This window comes from Rhizobium sp. P1_E1, assembly GCF_056406015.1.
This window is the reverse complement of the sequence record NZ_JBFUAY010000116.1, coordinates 1-17,257: the sequence shown is the minus strand read 5'-3', so window position 1 is coordinate 17,257 and position 17,257 is coordinate 1. Positions and strand designations below refer to the sequence as shown.

Here is a 17,257-nt window from a genome sequence, read left to right as displayed (position 1 = left end):
GATGATCAGTTTCGGCTCCATCGCCAGCGCCCGGGCAATCGCGATGCGCTGGCGCTGGCCGCCGGAAAACTGGTGTGGATACCGATCGGCCATATCCGGTTTCAGGCCAACCTTGACCAGCAACTCGGCCACTTTCTCCTTCCATCTTGCTTTCGGCAGGATATCCGGGTGAATGACCCAGGCCTCCGAAATCAACCGGAACACGCTCATCCGCGGGTTCAGTGACTGGGTCGGGTCCTGGAAGACCATCTGCAAATCGCGACGCAGCCCGAATATTTCTCGAGGGGTCATCGCAAGCAGATCGTTGCCGCGGTAGACGACCTGGCCCTCCTGCGGATCATCGAGGCGAACGATCGCCYGGGCAAGAGTTGACTTACCGGATCCGCTCTCACCGACAACGGCAACCGTCTCGCCGGGCATGATGACGAAGTCCACGCCCTTCAGCGCCTGGAATGCGCCAAAACTCTTTTTCAAGCCGATGGCGCGCAGCAGCGGTTCGCCCTGCCGGTCACGCTCTTGCGCCATCGCACCTTTCCCGGGTGCTGCGGCTATCAGTTTCTTCGTATAAGCGTTCTGAGGATTGCGATAGACTTCGGCCGCATTGCCGGTTTCGACGACGCAGCCGGAATTCATCACCACGACCCGGTCGGCGATCTCGGCAACGACGCCCAAATCGTGGGTGATCAGCAACAGGCCCATGCCGGTTTCCTGCTGCAATTCCTGCAGAAGTTCGAGCACCTGCGCCTGCACCGTAACATCAAGCGCGGTGGTGGGTTCATCCGCGATCAGGATATCGGGCTTGCAGGCGATTGCCATGGCGATCATCAGGCGCTGCCGCTGTCCGCCGGAGAACTGGAACGGATATTTTCGCATCGCCGCTTGCGGGTCGGTTATGCCGACGCGCCCGATCAATTCGAGCGCCCTTGCACCGGCACGCTCCGCCGACTGACCATGCGTCGTCATCATCTCGGTGATTTGCCAGCCGACCGGATAGACCGGGTTGAGATGGGCGAGCGGGTCCTGAAAGATCATGGCGATCTTGGCGCCGTTGATCGAGCGCCGCTCCTCAGGCGTCATTTCCAGCATGTCGCGCCCGTTGAGGAGGATCGTGCCGCTGGTGATCTTGCCGGGTGGCATGTCGATCAGGTTCATGATCGCCGAGGCCGACACGGACTTGCCCGAACCGCTTTCCCCGAGGATCGCCAGCGTCTCACCGCGATCGAGATGCCAGCTGACATCCTGCACCGCCTTGACGGTCCCGCTGACGGTGTGGAACTCGACCGAGAGGTCACGCACTTCCAAAAGATGTTCAGCCATTTTTCCTGCCCCTCATTTCAAGGCGCCAGCGTTGCGTCGGATCGAGTGCGATGCGCAGCCAATTCGACAGAAGGTTCAGCGACAGCGTCGTCAGGATGATTGCAAGACCCGGCCAGAAGGAAAGCCACCAGGCATTGGTGAGATAGGGTCGTCCTTGCGCAACCATGAGACCCCAGGTGATCTCCGGCGCCTGAATGCCGATCCCCAGGAATGACAGGGAGGATTCCGCCAGCATGACGAAGGCGAAATCCAGCGTCGCGATAGTCACCAGCGTGGGGAAGATCACTGGCAGGATGTGATGGAAGACAATGCGCCAATACGATGCTCCCATGACCTTCGCCGCCTGCACGAACATCCGCTCGCGCACTTCCAGCACCTCGGCACGCGTGGTGCGCAGATAGATGGGAATGCGGGTGATCGCCAGGACGAGGACGATATTGGTGACCGAGGGCTCGAGCATGTAGAGCACGATCACCGCCAGAAGCAGTGACGGAAAGGACATGATGACGTCGCCGAGGCGCATGATCCATTGAGCCGCGGAAGAGCGGCTGTAACCTGCGACCAGACCGAGCGCCGTACCGACGACAGATGAGGCAAGCACGGCTGCGGCGGCAACCAGGATGGTGTTTTGCGCCGCCACGATGACACGGGCAAGAAGCGGCCTGCCCAGCGCATCGGCGCCGAGGACATAAAGCAATCCGCGGGTGATATCGAACGGCGGCGCATTTCGGCCCCGCAGGTTCTGCTTGGTGGCGATGGCCTCCAGCAGCAACGGGCCAAACAGCGCACAGAGCAGAACGATCAAAAGGAACAGGGCCGCGAAGAAAGCGAGCTTGTCCGCCCACAGCATCGTCAGCCAACGCCCGATCGGGCCGCTTGTTTTTTTCTCGGCGAGGATTTGTGTGTCGGTCATTGTCATCGCTCAATACYGGATACGCGGATCGAGCAGCGCATAGGCGATATCGATCAACAGGTTCATGATGAAGATCGCCAGCGCCGAGACCATGATGACGGCCAGCACGACGGCGAAATCGCGAAGCAGGATGGAATCGATCATCAGTTTGCCGATGCCGGGAAAGCCAAACACCGTCTCGACGACAACCGCACCGTTCAAGATGGCGGCCGCCTGGTCGCCGATGACTGTGATCACCGGCAGCATGGCGTTGCGCAGTCCGTGAATGAAGATGATTGAGTTCGAGCGGACCCCCTTGGCGCGGGCCGTCTTCACATAGGCGGAAGACAGAACACTGATCATCGAGCCGCGGACCACCTGCAGGATCAGGCCGAAGGGCCGGATGAACAGGACGCTGACCGGCAGGATCCAGTGCCAGATAGTTCCCGTTCCTGATGTCGGCAGGACATGCAGTTTGACGGCGAAAATGACGATCGCCACGATGGCCAGCCAGAAATCCGGCGCCGCAGCGCCGATCAACGAGAAGAAGGTGGCAAGACGGTCGAAGATGCCGCCGACGCGAAACGCCGCAAGTGACCCAATGACGATCGCGGCGATCGTGACCAGCACCATGGTGATGACAGCCAGCCAGAAGGTCCAGACGAAGGCCTCCAGCACGACATCCATGGCAGGACGGGCCTGTCGCAGCGACTGACCGAAATTACCTTGTGCAAGATCCGAGACATAACGACCGAACTGCATGATCAACGGATCGTTGAAACCGTTCATCTCACGGAATTGCTGGCGCATTTCCGTGGTCGCGTCGATCGGCAGATAGAGGTCGGTGGGATCGCCCGTCAGCCGGGAGAGGAAGAACACGATGACGATAAGCACCACGAGCGATACGCCACTGGCGATCGCGCGTTTGCCGATGAAACTCTTCATACCACTCCTCCCGAGTGAACCCATAGGGGCCGTGATGTCTCGTCTTCGTCTGTGCCGAAGCCACCTGTCATGCCCTCCGGCAACAGGCACGACTTCAAAATCAGTCGCTACAACTGAAATATTAGTTCATCTAAAATTTTTGTGAACCCCAAAAATGATCAGGGCTAATCAACCGGCGGCTTGCGTCGCCATGTGATACCGCGGGTTCCAATAAAGGCCGCGCCGATGATCACCGCCGCGCCGATCCACGTCTGTGCGGCCGGAACTTCCGAGAAAAATGAGAAGGCCATCAGGGCGACGACGGGCAGTCGGAGAAAGTCGAGCGGTGCCAGAACGCTTGCTGGCGCCATGCCGAAGGCACGCGTGATCAGCGTCATGTTCAGTGCTCCGAGGGCTCCTTGCATAGCAAGCAGCCCGAGTTGGCTCCAGGTCGGCATTGACCAGACCGGCAGCATGAGGATTACGCCAAGCGGCACCGTCGCTATCAGATTCCATGCAACCAGCCGGTCCGCACTATCCCTCAATGCCATCCGCCGCAGCATCAATTGGCTGGCCGCCGTCAAGACCGCTCCTGCCAGTGCAAAAAGCAGCCATTGGTCGAAACCGGACGCTCCAGGGCGAATGATGATCATGACGCCGACAAAACCTGCGACAATGCCGGCCACGCTGGAGATGCCGACATGTTCCTTGAGCACCAGCCACGCACCGAGAACGAGAAACATGGGCATGGTGAAATTGATCGCCGTGGCATCGGCGAGTGGTGCGTGCGCAAAGGCGACGAACAATGCGACCAGTGAGGCAAGCTTCAGACCCGCGCGCACGACATGCAGAACACGATAGGGTGAGGCTTTCAGGTCGACCCGTGACACGATCCAGGGCGTGACGACAAGAAGTCCGAAAAACGACCGGAAAAAGCCGATCATCAATGGATGCACGTCGCCGGCCAGCAAGCGTACGATGACTGCGTCGAGACTATTTAAGAAAGCGGCGGCCACCATCATGCATACGGCAAGGCCCGTGCGACCAGGCTGCATCACGCTTCCCCTGATCGAAGAAAGGCGAACCCCGCCATATCGACCATTCGATACGGCTGCGCGTTGAACCGGCAATCCATGAGAAATAAAGCCTTCCTGGCGTGTCTGCTAATCTCCGGGCTCCCAACGGTGCCGCGGCGCAGACCGCTCGTTCTCCTAGGGTCCGGCAGCATCCGTTATCCACAGCGCGGATTAACGGCTTTATCTCAATCCATCAACCGCCGTCCACACTGACAGAGCGCATTGCTGACAGGGCCGCCCTCGCCCTCGGCTAGTGGACCACTCGGTTCGGTTTCGCGCGGTTCGAGAATTGGTGGACGAGCATGATGCCCTGCTCAAGCAGCAACTCGGCCGCCTGCAGATCGCGCGGCGTGAGATCGCCGGATAGTCCGCGAATCGTATTCGCGACGCAGATGGAGTTGGCGACAAAGCGGGCGTCGCCCTCACCTTCTGCCTCCTCGGCCGTTGCTTCCAAGGCGTCGGCGACGGTGTCGAGCAGGCTCGAGCGTTCGACAAGCGTCATGTCGTTCAGGGTTTTGGAAATGCCGTTCATGATTGTCTCCTCGCGCGTGCCCAAGGCGGATCGCAGCTCCAATTTCTCGATTTCAGTCACATGGCGTGACTGTCAGATAGGATTGCTGTCTTCAGAAGCAACTCATGGCTGCCGCGCACCTCACGCATGAGTGCAGTGAGATGACGGCTCGATCAATAACTTCGGGCCGCTCGTTCCAGATGCGTCAGGAGGTCGGGAAGCATTGGTCGCTGCCCTTTCAAGAGCTTTATGGCTGCGTCGGGCAGGGAAAACCATCCCGCACGATCAACCTCTGGAAAGCTCTTTACCCGCCCTGACCGTGGCGGCCATTCCATTTGAAATTCGGAACTCTGTATCGCATTCACGTCCAGTACCGGATCGGCTTCGATCGACCAAGCGATAACTATCTTTCCGCCAGGTTGTCGGTATTCGCCCAACGGTGTGAACCTGCCATTGACCGCGATATCAAGCTCTTCGGCAGTCTCCCTTATTGCCGCCGCGAGCTCGTCTTCTCCAGCCTCGACCAGCCCTTTCGGGATCGACCACGCAGCCTCGTCTTTCCTAGCCCAGAAAGGGCCGCCCGGATGGACGAGAAGGACTTCGATGTCCCAGGAAACACGCCGGTATATCAAAAGTCCGGCGCTACGGATGACCATCGCCTTGTGCCCCTCTTGTGTCGATCACGAGGCCAGGCATTCCTCACAGATGCCGCAGCCGTCATCATCCATCCACCGACGCCGGCGCTTGCAGCAAAGGCAAGCAGCACCGTCTGGTTGTTCTTTTATGTCTTCCGGAGGAATGATCTCGATCGTCGTGTCGAATAGAGTGTCAGCCACAAGTTCCGCCATCTCATTGCTCCATTAGTCTGTTCTAAATAAGATAGGAGCGGCGATCGATACCGGCAAGCTCTCGACGACGTCAGGCGGTTCAATGAAAGGGTCAGCTTCGACGCCGGTCAGAGCGGCAAATGCCATGCCGAACCACATTCGGCGATCTCAACATCGAACACTGGGCCTTCTTGCGACACAAGTGGTATAGTCAAATTTCGGTCGTCCACCTGGACGATACGACAAAGGAATTATTCCATGGGAGACCAGAAACGCCCGCTGCAACCAGGAGAAACCGCCCCCGCCTTCGCACTTGCCACGGCCAACTTCGACGGAACCGTCTCTTTCGCCGACTTGAGCGGTCGCCCGTTCGTCATCGGGTTCTTTCGCGGGCTGCACTGCCCGTTCTGCCGGCGCCAGTTAGAACAGCTTGCCAGCGTACAGCCGACCTTGCGCGCCGCCGGTGTGGAGACCGTGGCCGTTATCAACACGCCGGTGGAACGTGCCCGCCTGTATTTCCGCCACCGGCCGACGCCAATAACGCTTCTGTGTGACCCCGACTGCCGCACGCATCGAGCCTACGGTGTGCCGCATGGCGAGTTCCTGCCCGAAGGGAGTTGCGAGCAGCCCGAATGGCCCTATGGTGCAACGATGGCGCAGTTCCTGGCGGCACGCATCAACCCCACGGGCGAGCTGCCGGAACCGCTGCACCCGATGGAAGCCAACACGATACTCAACGCCAAGGACGGCTTTGAGCTTGACGAAGCCGATAATGCGATCTTCGCGAACCATGCTACCCAGCTCGTAGGGCACTTCCTGGTCAATGCGAACGGCACCATCGGCTGGGTACAAATCGAGGCGCTCGACGGACCGAACAGCCTCTCCATCTTCCCGACCGCGGCGGAGATCATCGCCGCCGCTGGCAGCCCTGGACACTGACCCGCACCGAATCGTCGGCCAGCGTTGCTGCATGATGTCGAATGAGGGCGACTCTCCGACCTGTCATCAGCTTGAACTCCATGTCACGTTCTGCCGGAAAATCATCAGGTTAGACGGACCTCAACCGCCTTTCGGTTCTCGCGTCGAACAGATGCAGTTTGCTGAGATCTGGGGCAATGACGATCTGGTCGCCGGCGCGCAGATCAAGGCGCTCTCTTACCGTCGCAACGAGGTGATCGGCGCCAAACTTCGTGGTTATCTGGATCTCAGCACCAGTAGGTTCAACGAGGACGACCTCAGCGGTRGCAGGACCTTGTCCGATTGTGAGATGCTCAGGGCGAATGCCGTAGATAATCTGCGCGCCGCGTTCCAATGACGCTGCTTCGGACAGTGGTAACCTACCTCCGCCGTCCGCGATCAACTCCAGCGGCCCCGAAGTGCTGACCTGCCCTCGAATAAGGTTCATCGCCGGCGAACCGATAAAGCCGGCCACGAAAAGGTTTGCCGGTCGGTCGTAGAGATCCAACGGCGAGCCTATCTGCTCGACGAAGCCGTCCCGCATCACAACAATCCGATCGGCCATCGTCATCGCCTCGATCTGATCGTGGGTGACATAAATGGTCGTTGTCTTCAGTCGCTGATGCAGTTGCTTGATTTCTGAACGCATCTGCACACGCAGCTTCGCGTCCAGGTTCGACAATGGTTCGTCAAACAGGAAGACCTGCGGATTTCTAACGATGGCACGGCCCATCGCCACACGTTGGCGTTGGCCACCCGACAGATTTCTCGGATATCTGTCGAGCAGATGCTCGAGCCCCAGAATTTCAGCGGCCTCTCGAACACGCTGCCTGGTCTGTTCCTTGGGTGCTTTCGCCAGCTTCAGCGAAAAACCCATATTCGCCTCGACTGTCAGATGGGGGTAGAGCGCATAGGACTGGAAAACCATCGCGATATCGCGTTCTTTTGGCGCGACATTGTTCACGACCTTGCTGCCGATCGAAATCCGACCAGCTGAAATCTCTTCGAGGCCGGCGATCATCCGCAACAATGTCGACTTCCCGCACCCGGACGGGCCGACCAGGATAACGAACTCGCCGTCTTGGATATCAATATCCACCCCATGCAGAACTTCGAAGTGACCGTAGCTCTTGCGGGCATTCGCCACACTTACTGACGCCATAACTTTCTCCGGCTGAATATTGATATCTTCGGGACGCAGCCGCTCGTGTGACACGGCTGTCGATTGCTCATTGGCTTGCCGTGGCGGCTGAATAAGGCGCCAATACCGCGTCGACCGCCGCAAGGCAGAGCTCGCGGGCCTTCGGAGCGACCCGCTTTGACACCACGTCAGAATATAGTCGGCCGAGATATTGGCTGATCAGAGTTTCGGGAATTTCATCAGGAAGCCGGCTGAACAATTCGCCGACCGCGGCGAATGCTCGAGGATCCGGCCAGTAATAGCGAATTCGATCACTATAGCTGAAATGCCGTTGCAGTCGCTGCTCATCGGGACTGCCGCCATAGTGGCCCGCCCAGCTTGCCGGTTGCTCAACCATGATTTTTTCCATGGTCGTCACCAGTCCGGTTCGGGGCGTCTTCCCTGCAAGTTCATCAGCGATCGCATCGAGGCCGTAGAGCGCTTCGCGCAGCGCGAAAGTCAGCCCTGGTCCGACCTTGAGGATTGCAAGGCCGCCGTCAACGAGAGCAGACAAGGCTTCGGCCGGTTGGTAGTCGGTGGAATGTGCTTCGAAAACCAGGCCCGGCATGTCGTCGAGCGAACGAATGAGGCTCTTGGCCCGTTCAGGCTTGTAGAGCGCCACGTCCGTGTTGCCAAATTCCACACCCGGCTGAACCACTATCCCAATGACCCGCTCCATCGCCGACGCCAAACCTGCTTCGGCAAACGACGCCCGGTGAACCGCCAGGGTTTTCATCGCCGCATCGGCCCGCGTAATTTCGATTTCTTCGAGTGCGTGCGTTGCACCACCCGGAGGCGGCACCTCGGTTCCGATGATATAGACCGGCGGACGGCGGCCTGAACGAAGAGCGGCCTCTTCGGCGGCTTTCGCCAATCGAGCGGCCCGCGCCGCGGTCAATTCGTCATCGAGCGCCGTTGGTTCACCGGCACAGCCCATCGACGTGTCCAGGTGAATCTTTTCGAACCCTGCCTCGACATAGGCCGTCACCATAGCCATGGCGCGCAACATTGCCTCCTCGGCCGCCAACGTCCTCCATGGGTTGGGGCCTAGATGATCGCCTCCCAGGATGATGCGTTCGGCTGGAAAATCAGTCGCTGCGGCGACGTTCTCGATGAACCGGCGAAAGTCCACAGGCGTCATCGCGGTATAGCCGCCCTCCTGATTGACCTGATTGCAGGTGGCTTCGATGAGGACCGCCCGGTGCTCCATGCCGGCACGCCGAAGGGCTGCCTCAATGACCAGCGGATGAGCCGAGCAGACCGAAGTGACGCCATGTGGAAAGGGCAGGTTCCTGGCACCGAAAAGCTTTCGCAGCGCGATCTGCCGGTTCTCTTCGATCCTCGTCATGCGAGCGTCACAACCTTCGTCAGGTGACGGGGAGAAACCGTATCGATTTGCCGAGCCTGCGCGGCCCGTTCGCCGAGGACCTGCAGCGCCGGAAGGACAACGAGACCCGCAAGTGACAGATCGACATCAACGGCGAGTTCCAGATCGCCCGGACCACCCACACCGATGACAACCGCGCCTTTTTCTCTCAGTTCTCCCACCAGTTTCGTCTCCGCTTCCCTCTGGTCGGAGCTGTACAGCATGACCGCAACCGTTTTCCCGTCAACGAGGCTGATCGGCCCATGCCGGTATTCAAGCGGGTGGAAGGCCTGGGTCATGATCTGGCTCATTTCCATGAGCTTGAGCGCTCCTTCCAGGGCGACGCCGAAGAGGGGGCCGCCGCCGAGAAAGACGAAGTGCGACCGGTCGGCGATAATTCCAGGCAGCGCGGCATCGAGAGCCGTCGCGAGCTGGCGAGCCGAATTCACGACAGAGACAGGAACCTTCTGCCCGATCATCTGCAAACCGAGAAGGACCATGAGGCTCGCCGATACCGTCATGACAATACCTTCGTCCGGATGGGTTTCGGCCGCGACCATCCGATCGCAGTTTTTCGCAAGAGTGCTTTCCGGTTCGACCGTTATCGCCGTCACGAAGGCGCCGGCGGCCCGGCTTGCTTTTGCTGCGGCGACTGTTTCTGTCGTCTCGCCGCTGCGGGACAGCGCGACGACGTGCGTGTTGCGCCACTCCGGCCAGAAGGCCGAGGGGCGGTTTTGCCATTCGGCGCCGGGGACCGCGATTGCCTTTCGCCCCGCCAAATTGGCATAGGCTGCCAGCGAAAGTGCAAGATTGAAAGACGTGCCACAGCCGACGAAGACGAGCAGCTCCGCCCTATCGGCAGCTGAATTCGAGCCGATCGCCTTCTCCCAGTAGGGAAATTGCTCGAAAATAACTTTTTCGGTCGTGTTCATGAAGTCTCCGATTATTTGACTGAACCAGCCAACAGGCCGCTGACGAGGTAACGGTTGAGGAAAATGACGACGAGGGCGGGAATGACGATGGCGATCGAGCCGCTCGCCGTGATGAGGCCGTAGTCGATGAAGTTCTTGGTTACGAATTCCGGGATCAGAACGGTCAAGGGCTTCGTTGCCTGGGGCGAAAAAATGAGCGGTACGAGATACTGTCCCCATGCACCAAGAAAGGTGAGGATCGCCGCTGCCGTCAGACCCGGTCCGGCCAGCGGCAGGACGATATTGAAGAAGATGTAGAGCCGGCCGGCTCCGTCGAGTTGCGCCGCTTCCTCCAGTGCGATCGGAAGAGCTTCGAACACGCTGCGCAGCAGCCATAACGACAGGGGCAGGAAGGCCGAGACATAGATCAGCGAGACGCCCACATAGGTATCGACGAGATGCAGCTTGATCATGATCTGATAGAGTGGGATCAAGACCGCGTAGGCAGGAATGGCCAGAGTCGCGACGACGGCGACAAAAAGCACTTTGCGGCCAGGAAACTGAAGCCTGGTGAACGCGTACGCGCCAAGAGCGGATATCGCGACGCAAAGCAGCGTGGCAGCGATTGATGTCACCACGCTATTGAGCAACGCGGCCCGGAACTGTTTGAATACCTCAACACCTCCGATCCGCGCGATATTGATGCCAAGCAGCCGTGAGTAATGATCCAGCGTAAAGTGCTGCGGGAAGAAGTTGATCGGTCGGGTCGAAAAGTCGTCGCTGGGCGTAACCGAACTCGCGATGGTCCAGTAGATCGGCCCTAAAGACCAGATCAACAGGACGACGACGCCGGCCCAAATCATCATTCGATAGGCAATGGGGGATTTCATGAGTCGAACCGTGTGTTGCGGTAGACACGAAGGACGTAGACCAGCGAAATCAGCAGAGACACGAGAGTGATCACGACCGATAGCGCCATGCCATACGAGAAGCGGAGATTCTGGAAGGTTTCGAGGTAGATCTGGACGAGCACCGGTCGGGTCTCGAGGCTGGCACCCGCCAGAACCCAGGCCTCGTCGAAGAGATTGAAAGCATTCACGGTCGCGTTCGTCATGGCGACAGCGATCGCACTGCGAACCAGCGGAAGGGTTACCCATCCGAACATCTGAACGCGCGTCGCTCCATCGATCCGCGCAGCCTCATAGAGATGAGCAGGGATACTCTGCATCGCCGCAAGGACGATGACGATCGTCAAGGGCATCATGCGCCAGACGTGGACGATTGTTACGGCGACGATGGCGCTGGTGCGATCGTTGAACCAGACATGATTTTCGAAGGGGAGCCCGAGCGCAGAAAGAATGCCGTTCAACAGACCCGCACCCGGTTGATAAATCCAAAGCCAAATGACCGAATTTACAACGCCGGGCAGCGCCCAGGGCAAGATCACGGCTGCGAGAACCCACTGCCGCCCGACCTTGATCTGATTGATGAGAGCGGCGGCAAGAACGCCGAACACGGTTTCGGCGACGACGGCCAGAACAACGTATGTGAGCGTGTTGCTCCAGGTGGTCGCGAGCTGGCCATCCGATAGCATTCGGCTGTAGTTTTCCAGGCCGATGAATGGAGTGCCGGCCTGCATGGGGTTGACCCTGTGCAGGCTGTCCCAGACGGTTCTTCCCATCGGGTAGAAGACCAAAGCTGCCATCGTGATAACGATGGGCGACACCAACAACAAGCCGAGTGTGGCGTCGGCGTTGAAGCCGACCCCACGCTTGCTCGTGGCCTCTTCGGACGCCAAAGCGGTCATTGCGCCATTGCCTGCTTGGCGGCGGAAGCGATAGCCTCCATCGCCTGGTCGACGCTCATCTGTCCCTTGGCAGCGCTATTGATCGCTGTGTTTACGCCGCTGGAAAATTGCGGATACCAAGGCGGCGTGCCTTGCGGGAAGAGCGGCTCAACGGTTTTGGACTGTGCCACGAGAGCATCGCCGCTGTTCAGCTTTCCAGACTCGTTGAGTTCGGAAAGCGCCGACGTGCGGGTCGGCAGGAAGCCGTTCACGGCATTCTTCTTCTGGAAGTCCCTGCTGGTGAACCATTTGACGAAGGCGATCGCCGCCTCCTTGTTGGGAGAGACGTTTGGAATAGCCAGCGCTTCTGGAAGGCCGAAACTGCGCGTTTCACCACTCGCCGTCGGCACGAGGATCGCTTCAACCTGGCCGGCGACTTTCGACTGCTTCGGGTCGTTCATCTGGCCGAGACGACCGGGCTCACCGGAGATCATGATGCTGGTGATGCCCTGCCCGAACATGCTCTCATTGATCTGGCTGTCTTTCAGGCCGGTAGACGCCGGATMGACCAGCCCTTCTTTGAGGAGCATCAGCTCGAAAGCAAGCGCCTTGTAACCAGCCGAATCCGGCGAGGTGAAGAGCGGATTGAAGTCCTTGTCGAAGAGTTCGCCACCGAAGGCCTTGGTCAGCAAGTACCAGCTCGTTGACGCGCCTTCGGTTGCTGAAACCGGCAGGCCGATCGGATACTCGACAATGCCCTTTTCCTTGATTTTCTTGGCTGCAGCGACCAGGGCGTCCAATGTTTTCGGCATCTCGGTGATGCCTGCATCCGCAAAATGCTTCTTGTTGACGAGCATCACCCGGAAGTCGTTGGTGTAGGGGATACCCAATAACTTGCCGTCGACGGTGAAGATCTTCGCAACACCGATATCTTTCACGGTGTCGGCGTCGATCACATCGTCAAGCGGCATATACCAACCGGCGGCGCTGAACTGACCGGTCCAGGACCAATCGAATTCGGTCACATCAGCCGGCGCTGTCCCGGCAACCAAAGCTGTCACCAGCTTCGGGCGGATGTCGTCCCAGGACAAGGTCTGCAGGTCGACGTGAATGCCGGTTTCGGCCTCGAAGTCAGAGGCAATATTCGGTCCCTGCGGCGATGGCATGAGCACCGTGATCGATTGACCGGCAAGCGGCTTGGCGTCCTGGCCAAGAGCGGGTACGGCGATTGCCAGGGCTGCTGACGCAAGTAGAGGCAAGATCAATTTATGCATGTTCCCATCCTTCATTATTCTTGAGCTCAATTACTGGGATGCGCAGTCACCGCCTTCGGCCGTGGCCACGATTGGCCCGAACCAGCCATCGTCTAACGGCCAGTCGAGAAGCTGGGCGGCAGCCAGGAGCGCGCCGCCGATCGGGGGAAGTTTCGGCAATGCCGGAGGCCTGCCAATACGGCGTTCAAGCGCCTCCAGAAGTAGCCGGCTCGAAAAGGTACCGCCGGCATAGGTCCAGCCGGAATTCGGATCACAATGGCCGGCAATTGCCGCATGATGCTTCGCGAGTTCATCGGCGGCCTGCTCGATCAACGCGATCGCCCCTTTGTCGCCGCCAAGTGCGACCTGATCGACGAGGGCCGAAATTGCTGCAATGTCTGCCCGCGGGTTCGCCACGGAGCTGGCCCAATCGCCGAGGCCATTCATGGGATTGCTCGGGTCGATGCGAAGGTGGTCAAACAAGGCCTTTGCGAGAGCCGTTGCCGGAGCACGCCCGTCCAAGCTTTGGCTGACAAGGTTGAGCGCCCTCTGCCCGATCCAATGGCTGCTGCCTTCGTCGCCGATGAGATCTCCCCAGCCACCAGTGCGCGCCGACTGGCCTTTGGAATTACGCGCCCATGCCATTGAACCCGTGCCGGAAAGAATGAGGATACCCGGCTTGGCCGCAAAAGCACCGAGATGCGCCGCGTCGACGTCGTTGAGGACGCGCCGGTGGACGTTTGGGAACAGGCGCTCGATCGCATCCCGTTGTAGAACCGACAGGCGCTCAACCTCCCCGTAGGCGGGCAGCGCTGCGGCGACGGCCGCCAGATTTCGTTCATCTCGAAAGGGAAGGAGATGCTGCTCCAGCTCCTGGAGCCAATTCGGATTGTCCATGGGATTGACCCCGTGGCCGCGGGAACGCCGCAATATCCGGCCACGCTTGTCCGCGAGGGCAACCAGCACCTTGCTTCCGCCACCGTCGATGCCGAGGATCAGCGCGTCGCTCACTCTTTCGCCCTCAGATCGGCGAACGTTGTGTCGACGCCGAAGTTGACAAGCTCGTCGCGCCAGTGCCGCGAAAGCCCGGAATCGGTAATGACTTTCGCGGTGTCCAGCGGCGCGACCTTGTAGGTCGCCGTGGTTCCGAATTTCGAGGAATCGGCCAGGACGAAACGATTGGCCGATCGAGCCAGCATGCGCCGGTTGAGGCTCGCTTCCGCACTGTCCACGCTGTAGATCGCACCGTCGGAACTAATGGCGCTGGCGCCAAGAAAGAGCTGGTCGAACCATAATGTTTCCAGCATTGCCTCCGCCTGAGGTCCGACAAGCGACGCATTCTCGCTACGCAGCTGACCACCGAGAAGCACCACCTCCAAATTCGGAATGTTCAGGAATTCCTGCGCTACCGTCAGGCCGTTGGTGAATATCCTGAGCGGCATGGGGTTGATGCGAACGAGGCGCGCAAGCTGCAGGACGGTCGTTCCCGCGTCGAGAAAGATTGCCGTACGCGGATGAAGCAGATCGTAGGCCGCGGTGGCAATCGCCCGCTTGGCCGATAGATGGCGCTTTTCCCGCTCCTGAAATGCAACCTCAACCGATGATCCTTCGGCAATGCGCGCTCCACCATGCACGCGATCAATGGCCCCCTCCTGCTCAAGGATCTGCAGGTCTCTACGAACCGTGGCAAGCGATGCGCCGATCGCATCGGCAAGCGCCTGGATGGTCGAAAAGCCGTTCGCGTAGAGGTGGCTGCGAATGGCATCCAGCCGATCGACCTTTACTCCGACTGCTTGGCTCAACGAAATTCTCCCTCACGATCCACCCCAATTTCGATCACATTTTCATTTCATATGATCAGTGTCAATCAATTTTCTGACGTTTTTTGATTCATTGGATGAGAGCCGGAATGAGAAAAGGCGCGCCGTGAATTCACGGCGCGCCAATAACGAATGAACTGCCATCCCAAGCAGCGCTTGTGGCTGGCTTATCCGCGGGATCTTACTGATATCTCGGCAGCAAATCCCCGTGCGCATCGATCAGGTCGTCGACAAGGTTCCAGATTTGGTCTGGCGACAATTCCGCAGATGTATGCGGATCGAGCAGAGCGGCTTGGTAGATGCGCTCGCGGTTTCTTGTGAGAGCCGCCTCGACCGTCAACTGCTGAACAGAAACGCTCAAGTTCATGACGGCGGAAAGCTGCGAGGGGATCCGACCGACCCGGATCGGCTGAATTCCGTTTCTGTCGACATGGCAAGGCACTTCCACGATGCATTCATCGGGCAGATTCTCGATCAGGCCGTTGTTTGGCACATTGCCGTATATCAGCGCCGGGTTGCCGGTTACCGCGGCATGAATGATGCCGGCCGCGTATTCATTGCTGCGGCACACCTCGATCGGCTTGTCGCCTTCCAGTTCCTTGCGCAGGGCATGCCACTCTTTGATCTGCACTTCGCAGCGCCGGATGTATTCGTCCAACGGAATATTGAGCTGATCGATCAGATCCCCTCGTCCCTCCTTGATGTACCAGGAGGTATACTCGGAAAAATGCTCGCTGGATTCGGTGACGAAGTGGCCGAGCCGTTTGAGCACATCGAACCGCACCCGATCGTCCGGCGGAACGCGGCCATCGGCGGCGAGAGCGTTCAGTCTCGGATAGAGATCTTCCAGCCGTCCGTCGCTGTGAACTTTCTCATATTTCAGGAAGAAGGCGACGTGATTGATCCCAGCCGAAACGTAGTTTACGTCGGCAATGTCCTCGCCAAGGCATTGCGCGAGATGCCCGGCTGTGTGTTGCACACTATGACACAAGCCGACGGTCCGGATTTCCGGGGCCAGATCCTTGATCGCCCAGCAGTTGATGGCCATCGGGTTGACGTACTGCATCAGAAGAGCCCGCGGGCAAACCTCCTGCATGTCTCGGCAGATCGCCTCAAGGACTGGTATCGTCCGCAAACCGCGGAAAATACCCCCGATGCCAAGGGTGTCGGCGATCGTCTGACGCAAGCCATATTTTTTCGGAATGTCGAAGTCGGTGACGGTAGCCGGCTTATAGCCACCGACCTGCATCATGAGGATCACGAAATCAGACCCGCGCAGTGCTTCCCGCCGGTCGAGCGTGGCGTCGATCCTGACGCTTGAAAGCTTAAGCGACTCGCAGATCCGGCGAGCGACGATTTCTGACGTCTTCAGTCGCTCTGGATCGATATCGAAGAGGCTGATGACGTAGTCGCTCCCTCTCTGCGTGGACAGGACATCTCCCAGAATGTTCTGGGCAAAAACGGTGCTGCCAGCGCCAACCAGACAAATCTTCGGCATTGCAATCTCCCCATCGGTTGTGATTGCTTATTGCTCCTTCTAGATCAGAATTTCTTCCTGACATCGGCCTATTAATTCCGGGATTCGAGTCTCCTACAAATGAAACATAGCCAAAGCCGCGGCGAATGGATTGGATCCCGAGGGCAGTTCCTGATCGAGCGTCACATCGCCGATGCGATGGCCGCACCGCATTGGCACGACCACGTTGAATTAAACCTGCTCATGGCAGGCCAGATGACCTACCTTTTCAATGGAAGGCTGGAACAGGTTGAGGCCGGCCGCCTGGTTTTATTCTGGGCCGCAATTCCCCATCAGACGATCGCTGTTGCCGAAAACGCGCCGCTCGTATGTCTCTATCTTCCCCTTATCGATTTCCTTGGTCTGCCGGTGGACAGAAAGGCCAGGCAGTCGATCATGCAGGGGAGGTTTCTGGCGCAAGCAAATCAGGAAACGATGGATGCGTTGACACTCCCACGATGGGAAAAGGAATGGCAGGGCGGCAGTGCGGCAAGACGGAAATTGATCGTCGAGGAAGTACGACTGCGAATACGACGTCTGATCCTGGACAATGCTGAAATCGACAATTCGCCAACCCATGTCTCTCCGACATCGTTGGCTGACCACGCGGTGCGCCACGTCGAGCTGCTGATCGACCTCATCAATTCCCGCTACGCAGATCCGATAAGCGTACCCGATCTCGCCAAGCTTGCGGGCATGCATCCAAGCACCTCCAACAGCGCTTTCCGAAAGGTTCTGGGAATATCAGTCAACGAATACCTGACCCGACATCGGATTGCCCGGGCGATGCAGCTTCTGACAGACACGGAGGATCCTGTCCTCCAGATCGGTTTTGACTGCGGGTTTGGTTCCAGCAGCCGCTTCTACGAGATTTTCAAGGAGCGAACGGGTACGACCCCCCGTCATTTCCGAGAAGCGGTG

General features: G+C 58.9%; 18 protein-coding genes. 2 read left to right on the top strand and 16 right to left on the bottom strand.

Translation table 11 applies throughout. The features are described 5' to 3' along the window. The 7 genes from AC1D1Z_RS26585 to AC1D1Z_RS26555 all read right to left on the bottom strand — a co-directional run. Positions 1-1,317: ATP-binding cassette domain-containing protein (locus tag AC1D1Z_RS26585; RefSeq protein WP_477852067.1), on the bottom strand; the 1,317-nt coding region annotated here is incomplete at its 3' end. Further along, positions 1,310-2,236 carry an ABC transporter permease gene (locus tag AC1D1Z_RS26580; RefSeq protein WP_018245650.1) on the bottom strand — a complete coding sequence of 309 codons (927 nt, stop codon included), beginning with the start codon at positions 2,234-2,236 and terminating at the stop codon, positions 1,310-1,312. The genes AC1D1Z_RS26585 and AC1D1Z_RS26580, both read right to left, overlap by 8 nt. Before the next feature lie 3 nt (positions 2,237-2,239). Further along, entirely contained in the window at positions 2,240-3,154 is a 915-nt protein-coding gene (locus AC1D1Z_RS26575; protein WP_477852065.1) for an ABC transporter permease, read from the bottom strand. Positions 3,155-3,318: 164 nt separating this feature from the next. Then, the gene (locus tag AC1D1Z_RS26570) at positions 3,319-4,188 is read right to left on the bottom strand and encodes a DMT family transporter (protein ID WP_018245648.1); all 870 of its coding nucleotides are present in this window, start codon (positions 4,186-4,188) and stop codon (positions 3,319-3,321) included. Between the two features lie 271 nt (positions 4,189-4,459). Further along, positions 4,460-4,741, bottom strand: a complete 282-nt coding sequence (locus AC1D1Z_RS26565; RefSeq protein WP_018245646.1) for a hypothetical protein — start codon at positions 4,739-4,741, stop codon at positions 4,460-4,462. 152 nt (positions 4,742-4,893) lie between these two features. Next, positions 4,894-5,376 (bottom strand): NUDIX hydrolase, encoded by a 483-nt coding sequence (locus AC1D1Z_RS26560; protein ID WP_018245645.1) that lies wholly within the window; start codon positions 5,374-5,376, stop codon positions 4,894-4,896. A 24-nt stretch (positions 5,377-5,400) separates the two neighbouring features. Continuing rightward, complete coding sequence (locus AC1D1Z_RS26555; protein WP_018245644.1) at positions 5,401-5,568, bottom strand: hypothetical protein; 168 nt, start codon at positions 5,566-5,568, stop codon at positions 5,401-5,403. Between the two features lie 237 nt (positions 5,569-5,805). Here AC1D1Z_RS26555 and AC1D1Z_RS26550 point away from each other — a divergent pair, with 237 nt between their 5' ends. Further along, positions 5,806-6,486: a redoxin domain-containing protein gene (locus AC1D1Z_RS26550; RefSeq protein ID WP_018245642.1), complete on the top strand. Its 681-nt coding sequence runs from the start codon at positions 5,806-5,808 to the stop codon at positions 6,484-6,486. 109 nt (positions 6,487-6,595) lie between these two features. Here AC1D1Z_RS26550 and AC1D1Z_RS26545 read toward each other — a convergent pair whose 3' ends face one another. The 9 genes from AC1D1Z_RS26545 to melA all read right to left on the bottom strand — a co-directional run bounded on the left by AC1D1Z_RS26545 (position 6,596) and on the right by melA (position 16,318). Beyond that, on the bottom strand, positions 6,596-7,666 hold the full coding sequence (locus AC1D1Z_RS26545) for an ABC transporter ATP-binding protein (protein WP_018245641.1): 1,071 nt from the start codon (positions 7,664-7,666) through the stop codon (positions 6,596-6,598). Between the two features lie 67 nt (positions 7,667-7,733). Beyond that, on the bottom strand, positions 7,734-9,032 hold the full coding sequence (locus AC1D1Z_RS26540) for a D-tagatose-bisphosphate aldolase, class II, non-catalytic subunit (RefSeq protein ID WP_018245640.1): 1,299 nt from the start codon (positions 9,030-9,032) through the stop codon (positions 7,734-7,736). Then, positions 9,029-9,982, bottom strand: a complete 954-nt coding sequence (locus AC1D1Z_RS26535; protein WP_018245639.1) for an SIS domain-containing protein — start codon at positions 9,980-9,982, stop codon at positions 9,029-9,031. Before AC1D1Z_RS26535 ends, AC1D1Z_RS26540 begins: the two co-directional genes overlap by 4 nt. Before the next feature lie 11 nt (positions 9,983-9,993). Then, entirely contained in the window at positions 9,994-10,827 is an 834-nt protein-coding gene (locus tag AC1D1Z_RS26530; protein WP_020493433.1) for a carbohydrate ABC transporter permease, read from the bottom strand. 20 nt (positions 10,828-10,847) lie between these two features. Beyond that, positions 10,848-11,768, bottom strand: a complete 921-nt coding sequence (locus AC1D1Z_RS26525) for a carbohydrate ABC transporter permease (RefSeq protein ID WP_018245637.1) — start codon at positions 11,766-11,768, stop codon at positions 10,848-10,850. Continuing rightward, positions 11,765-13,021, bottom strand: a complete 1,257-nt coding sequence (locus AC1D1Z_RS26520; RefSeq protein WP_477852059.1) for an ABC transporter substrate-binding protein — start codon at positions 13,019-13,021, stop codon at positions 11,765-11,767. The genes AC1D1Z_RS26525 and AC1D1Z_RS26520 overlap by 4 nt, the downstream gene beginning before the upstream one ends. Positions 13,022-13,051: 30 nt before the next feature. Then, positions 13,052-14,011 (bottom strand): N-acetylglucosamine kinase, encoded by a 960-nt coding sequence (locus AC1D1Z_RS26515; RefSeq protein WP_018245635.1) that lies wholly within the window; start codon positions 14,009-14,011, stop codon positions 13,052-13,054. Continuing rightward, positions 14,008-14,802, bottom strand: a complete 795-nt coding sequence (locus AC1D1Z_RS26510; protein ID WP_018245634.1) for a DeoR/GlpR family DNA-binding transcription regulator — start codon at positions 14,800-14,802, stop codon at positions 14,008-14,010. Before AC1D1Z_RS26510 ends, AC1D1Z_RS26515 begins: the two co-directional genes overlap by 4 nt. Positions 14,803-15,001: 199 nt before the next feature. Further along, the gene (melA, locus tag AC1D1Z_RS26505) at positions 15,002-16,318 is read right to left on the bottom strand and encodes an alpha-glucosidase/alpha-galactosidase (RefSeq protein ID WP_018245633.1); all 1,317 of its coding nucleotides are present in this window, start codon (positions 16,316-16,318) and stop codon (positions 15,002-15,004) included. A 99-nt stretch (positions 16,319-16,417) separates the two neighbouring features. Between melA and AC1D1Z_RS26500 the strand changes: the two genes are divergently transcribed. Beyond that, positions 16,418-17,257 (top strand): helix-turn-helix domain-containing protein (locus tag AC1D1Z_RS26500; protein WP_477852056.1); only part of this gene is annotated, 840 nt, incomplete at its 3' end.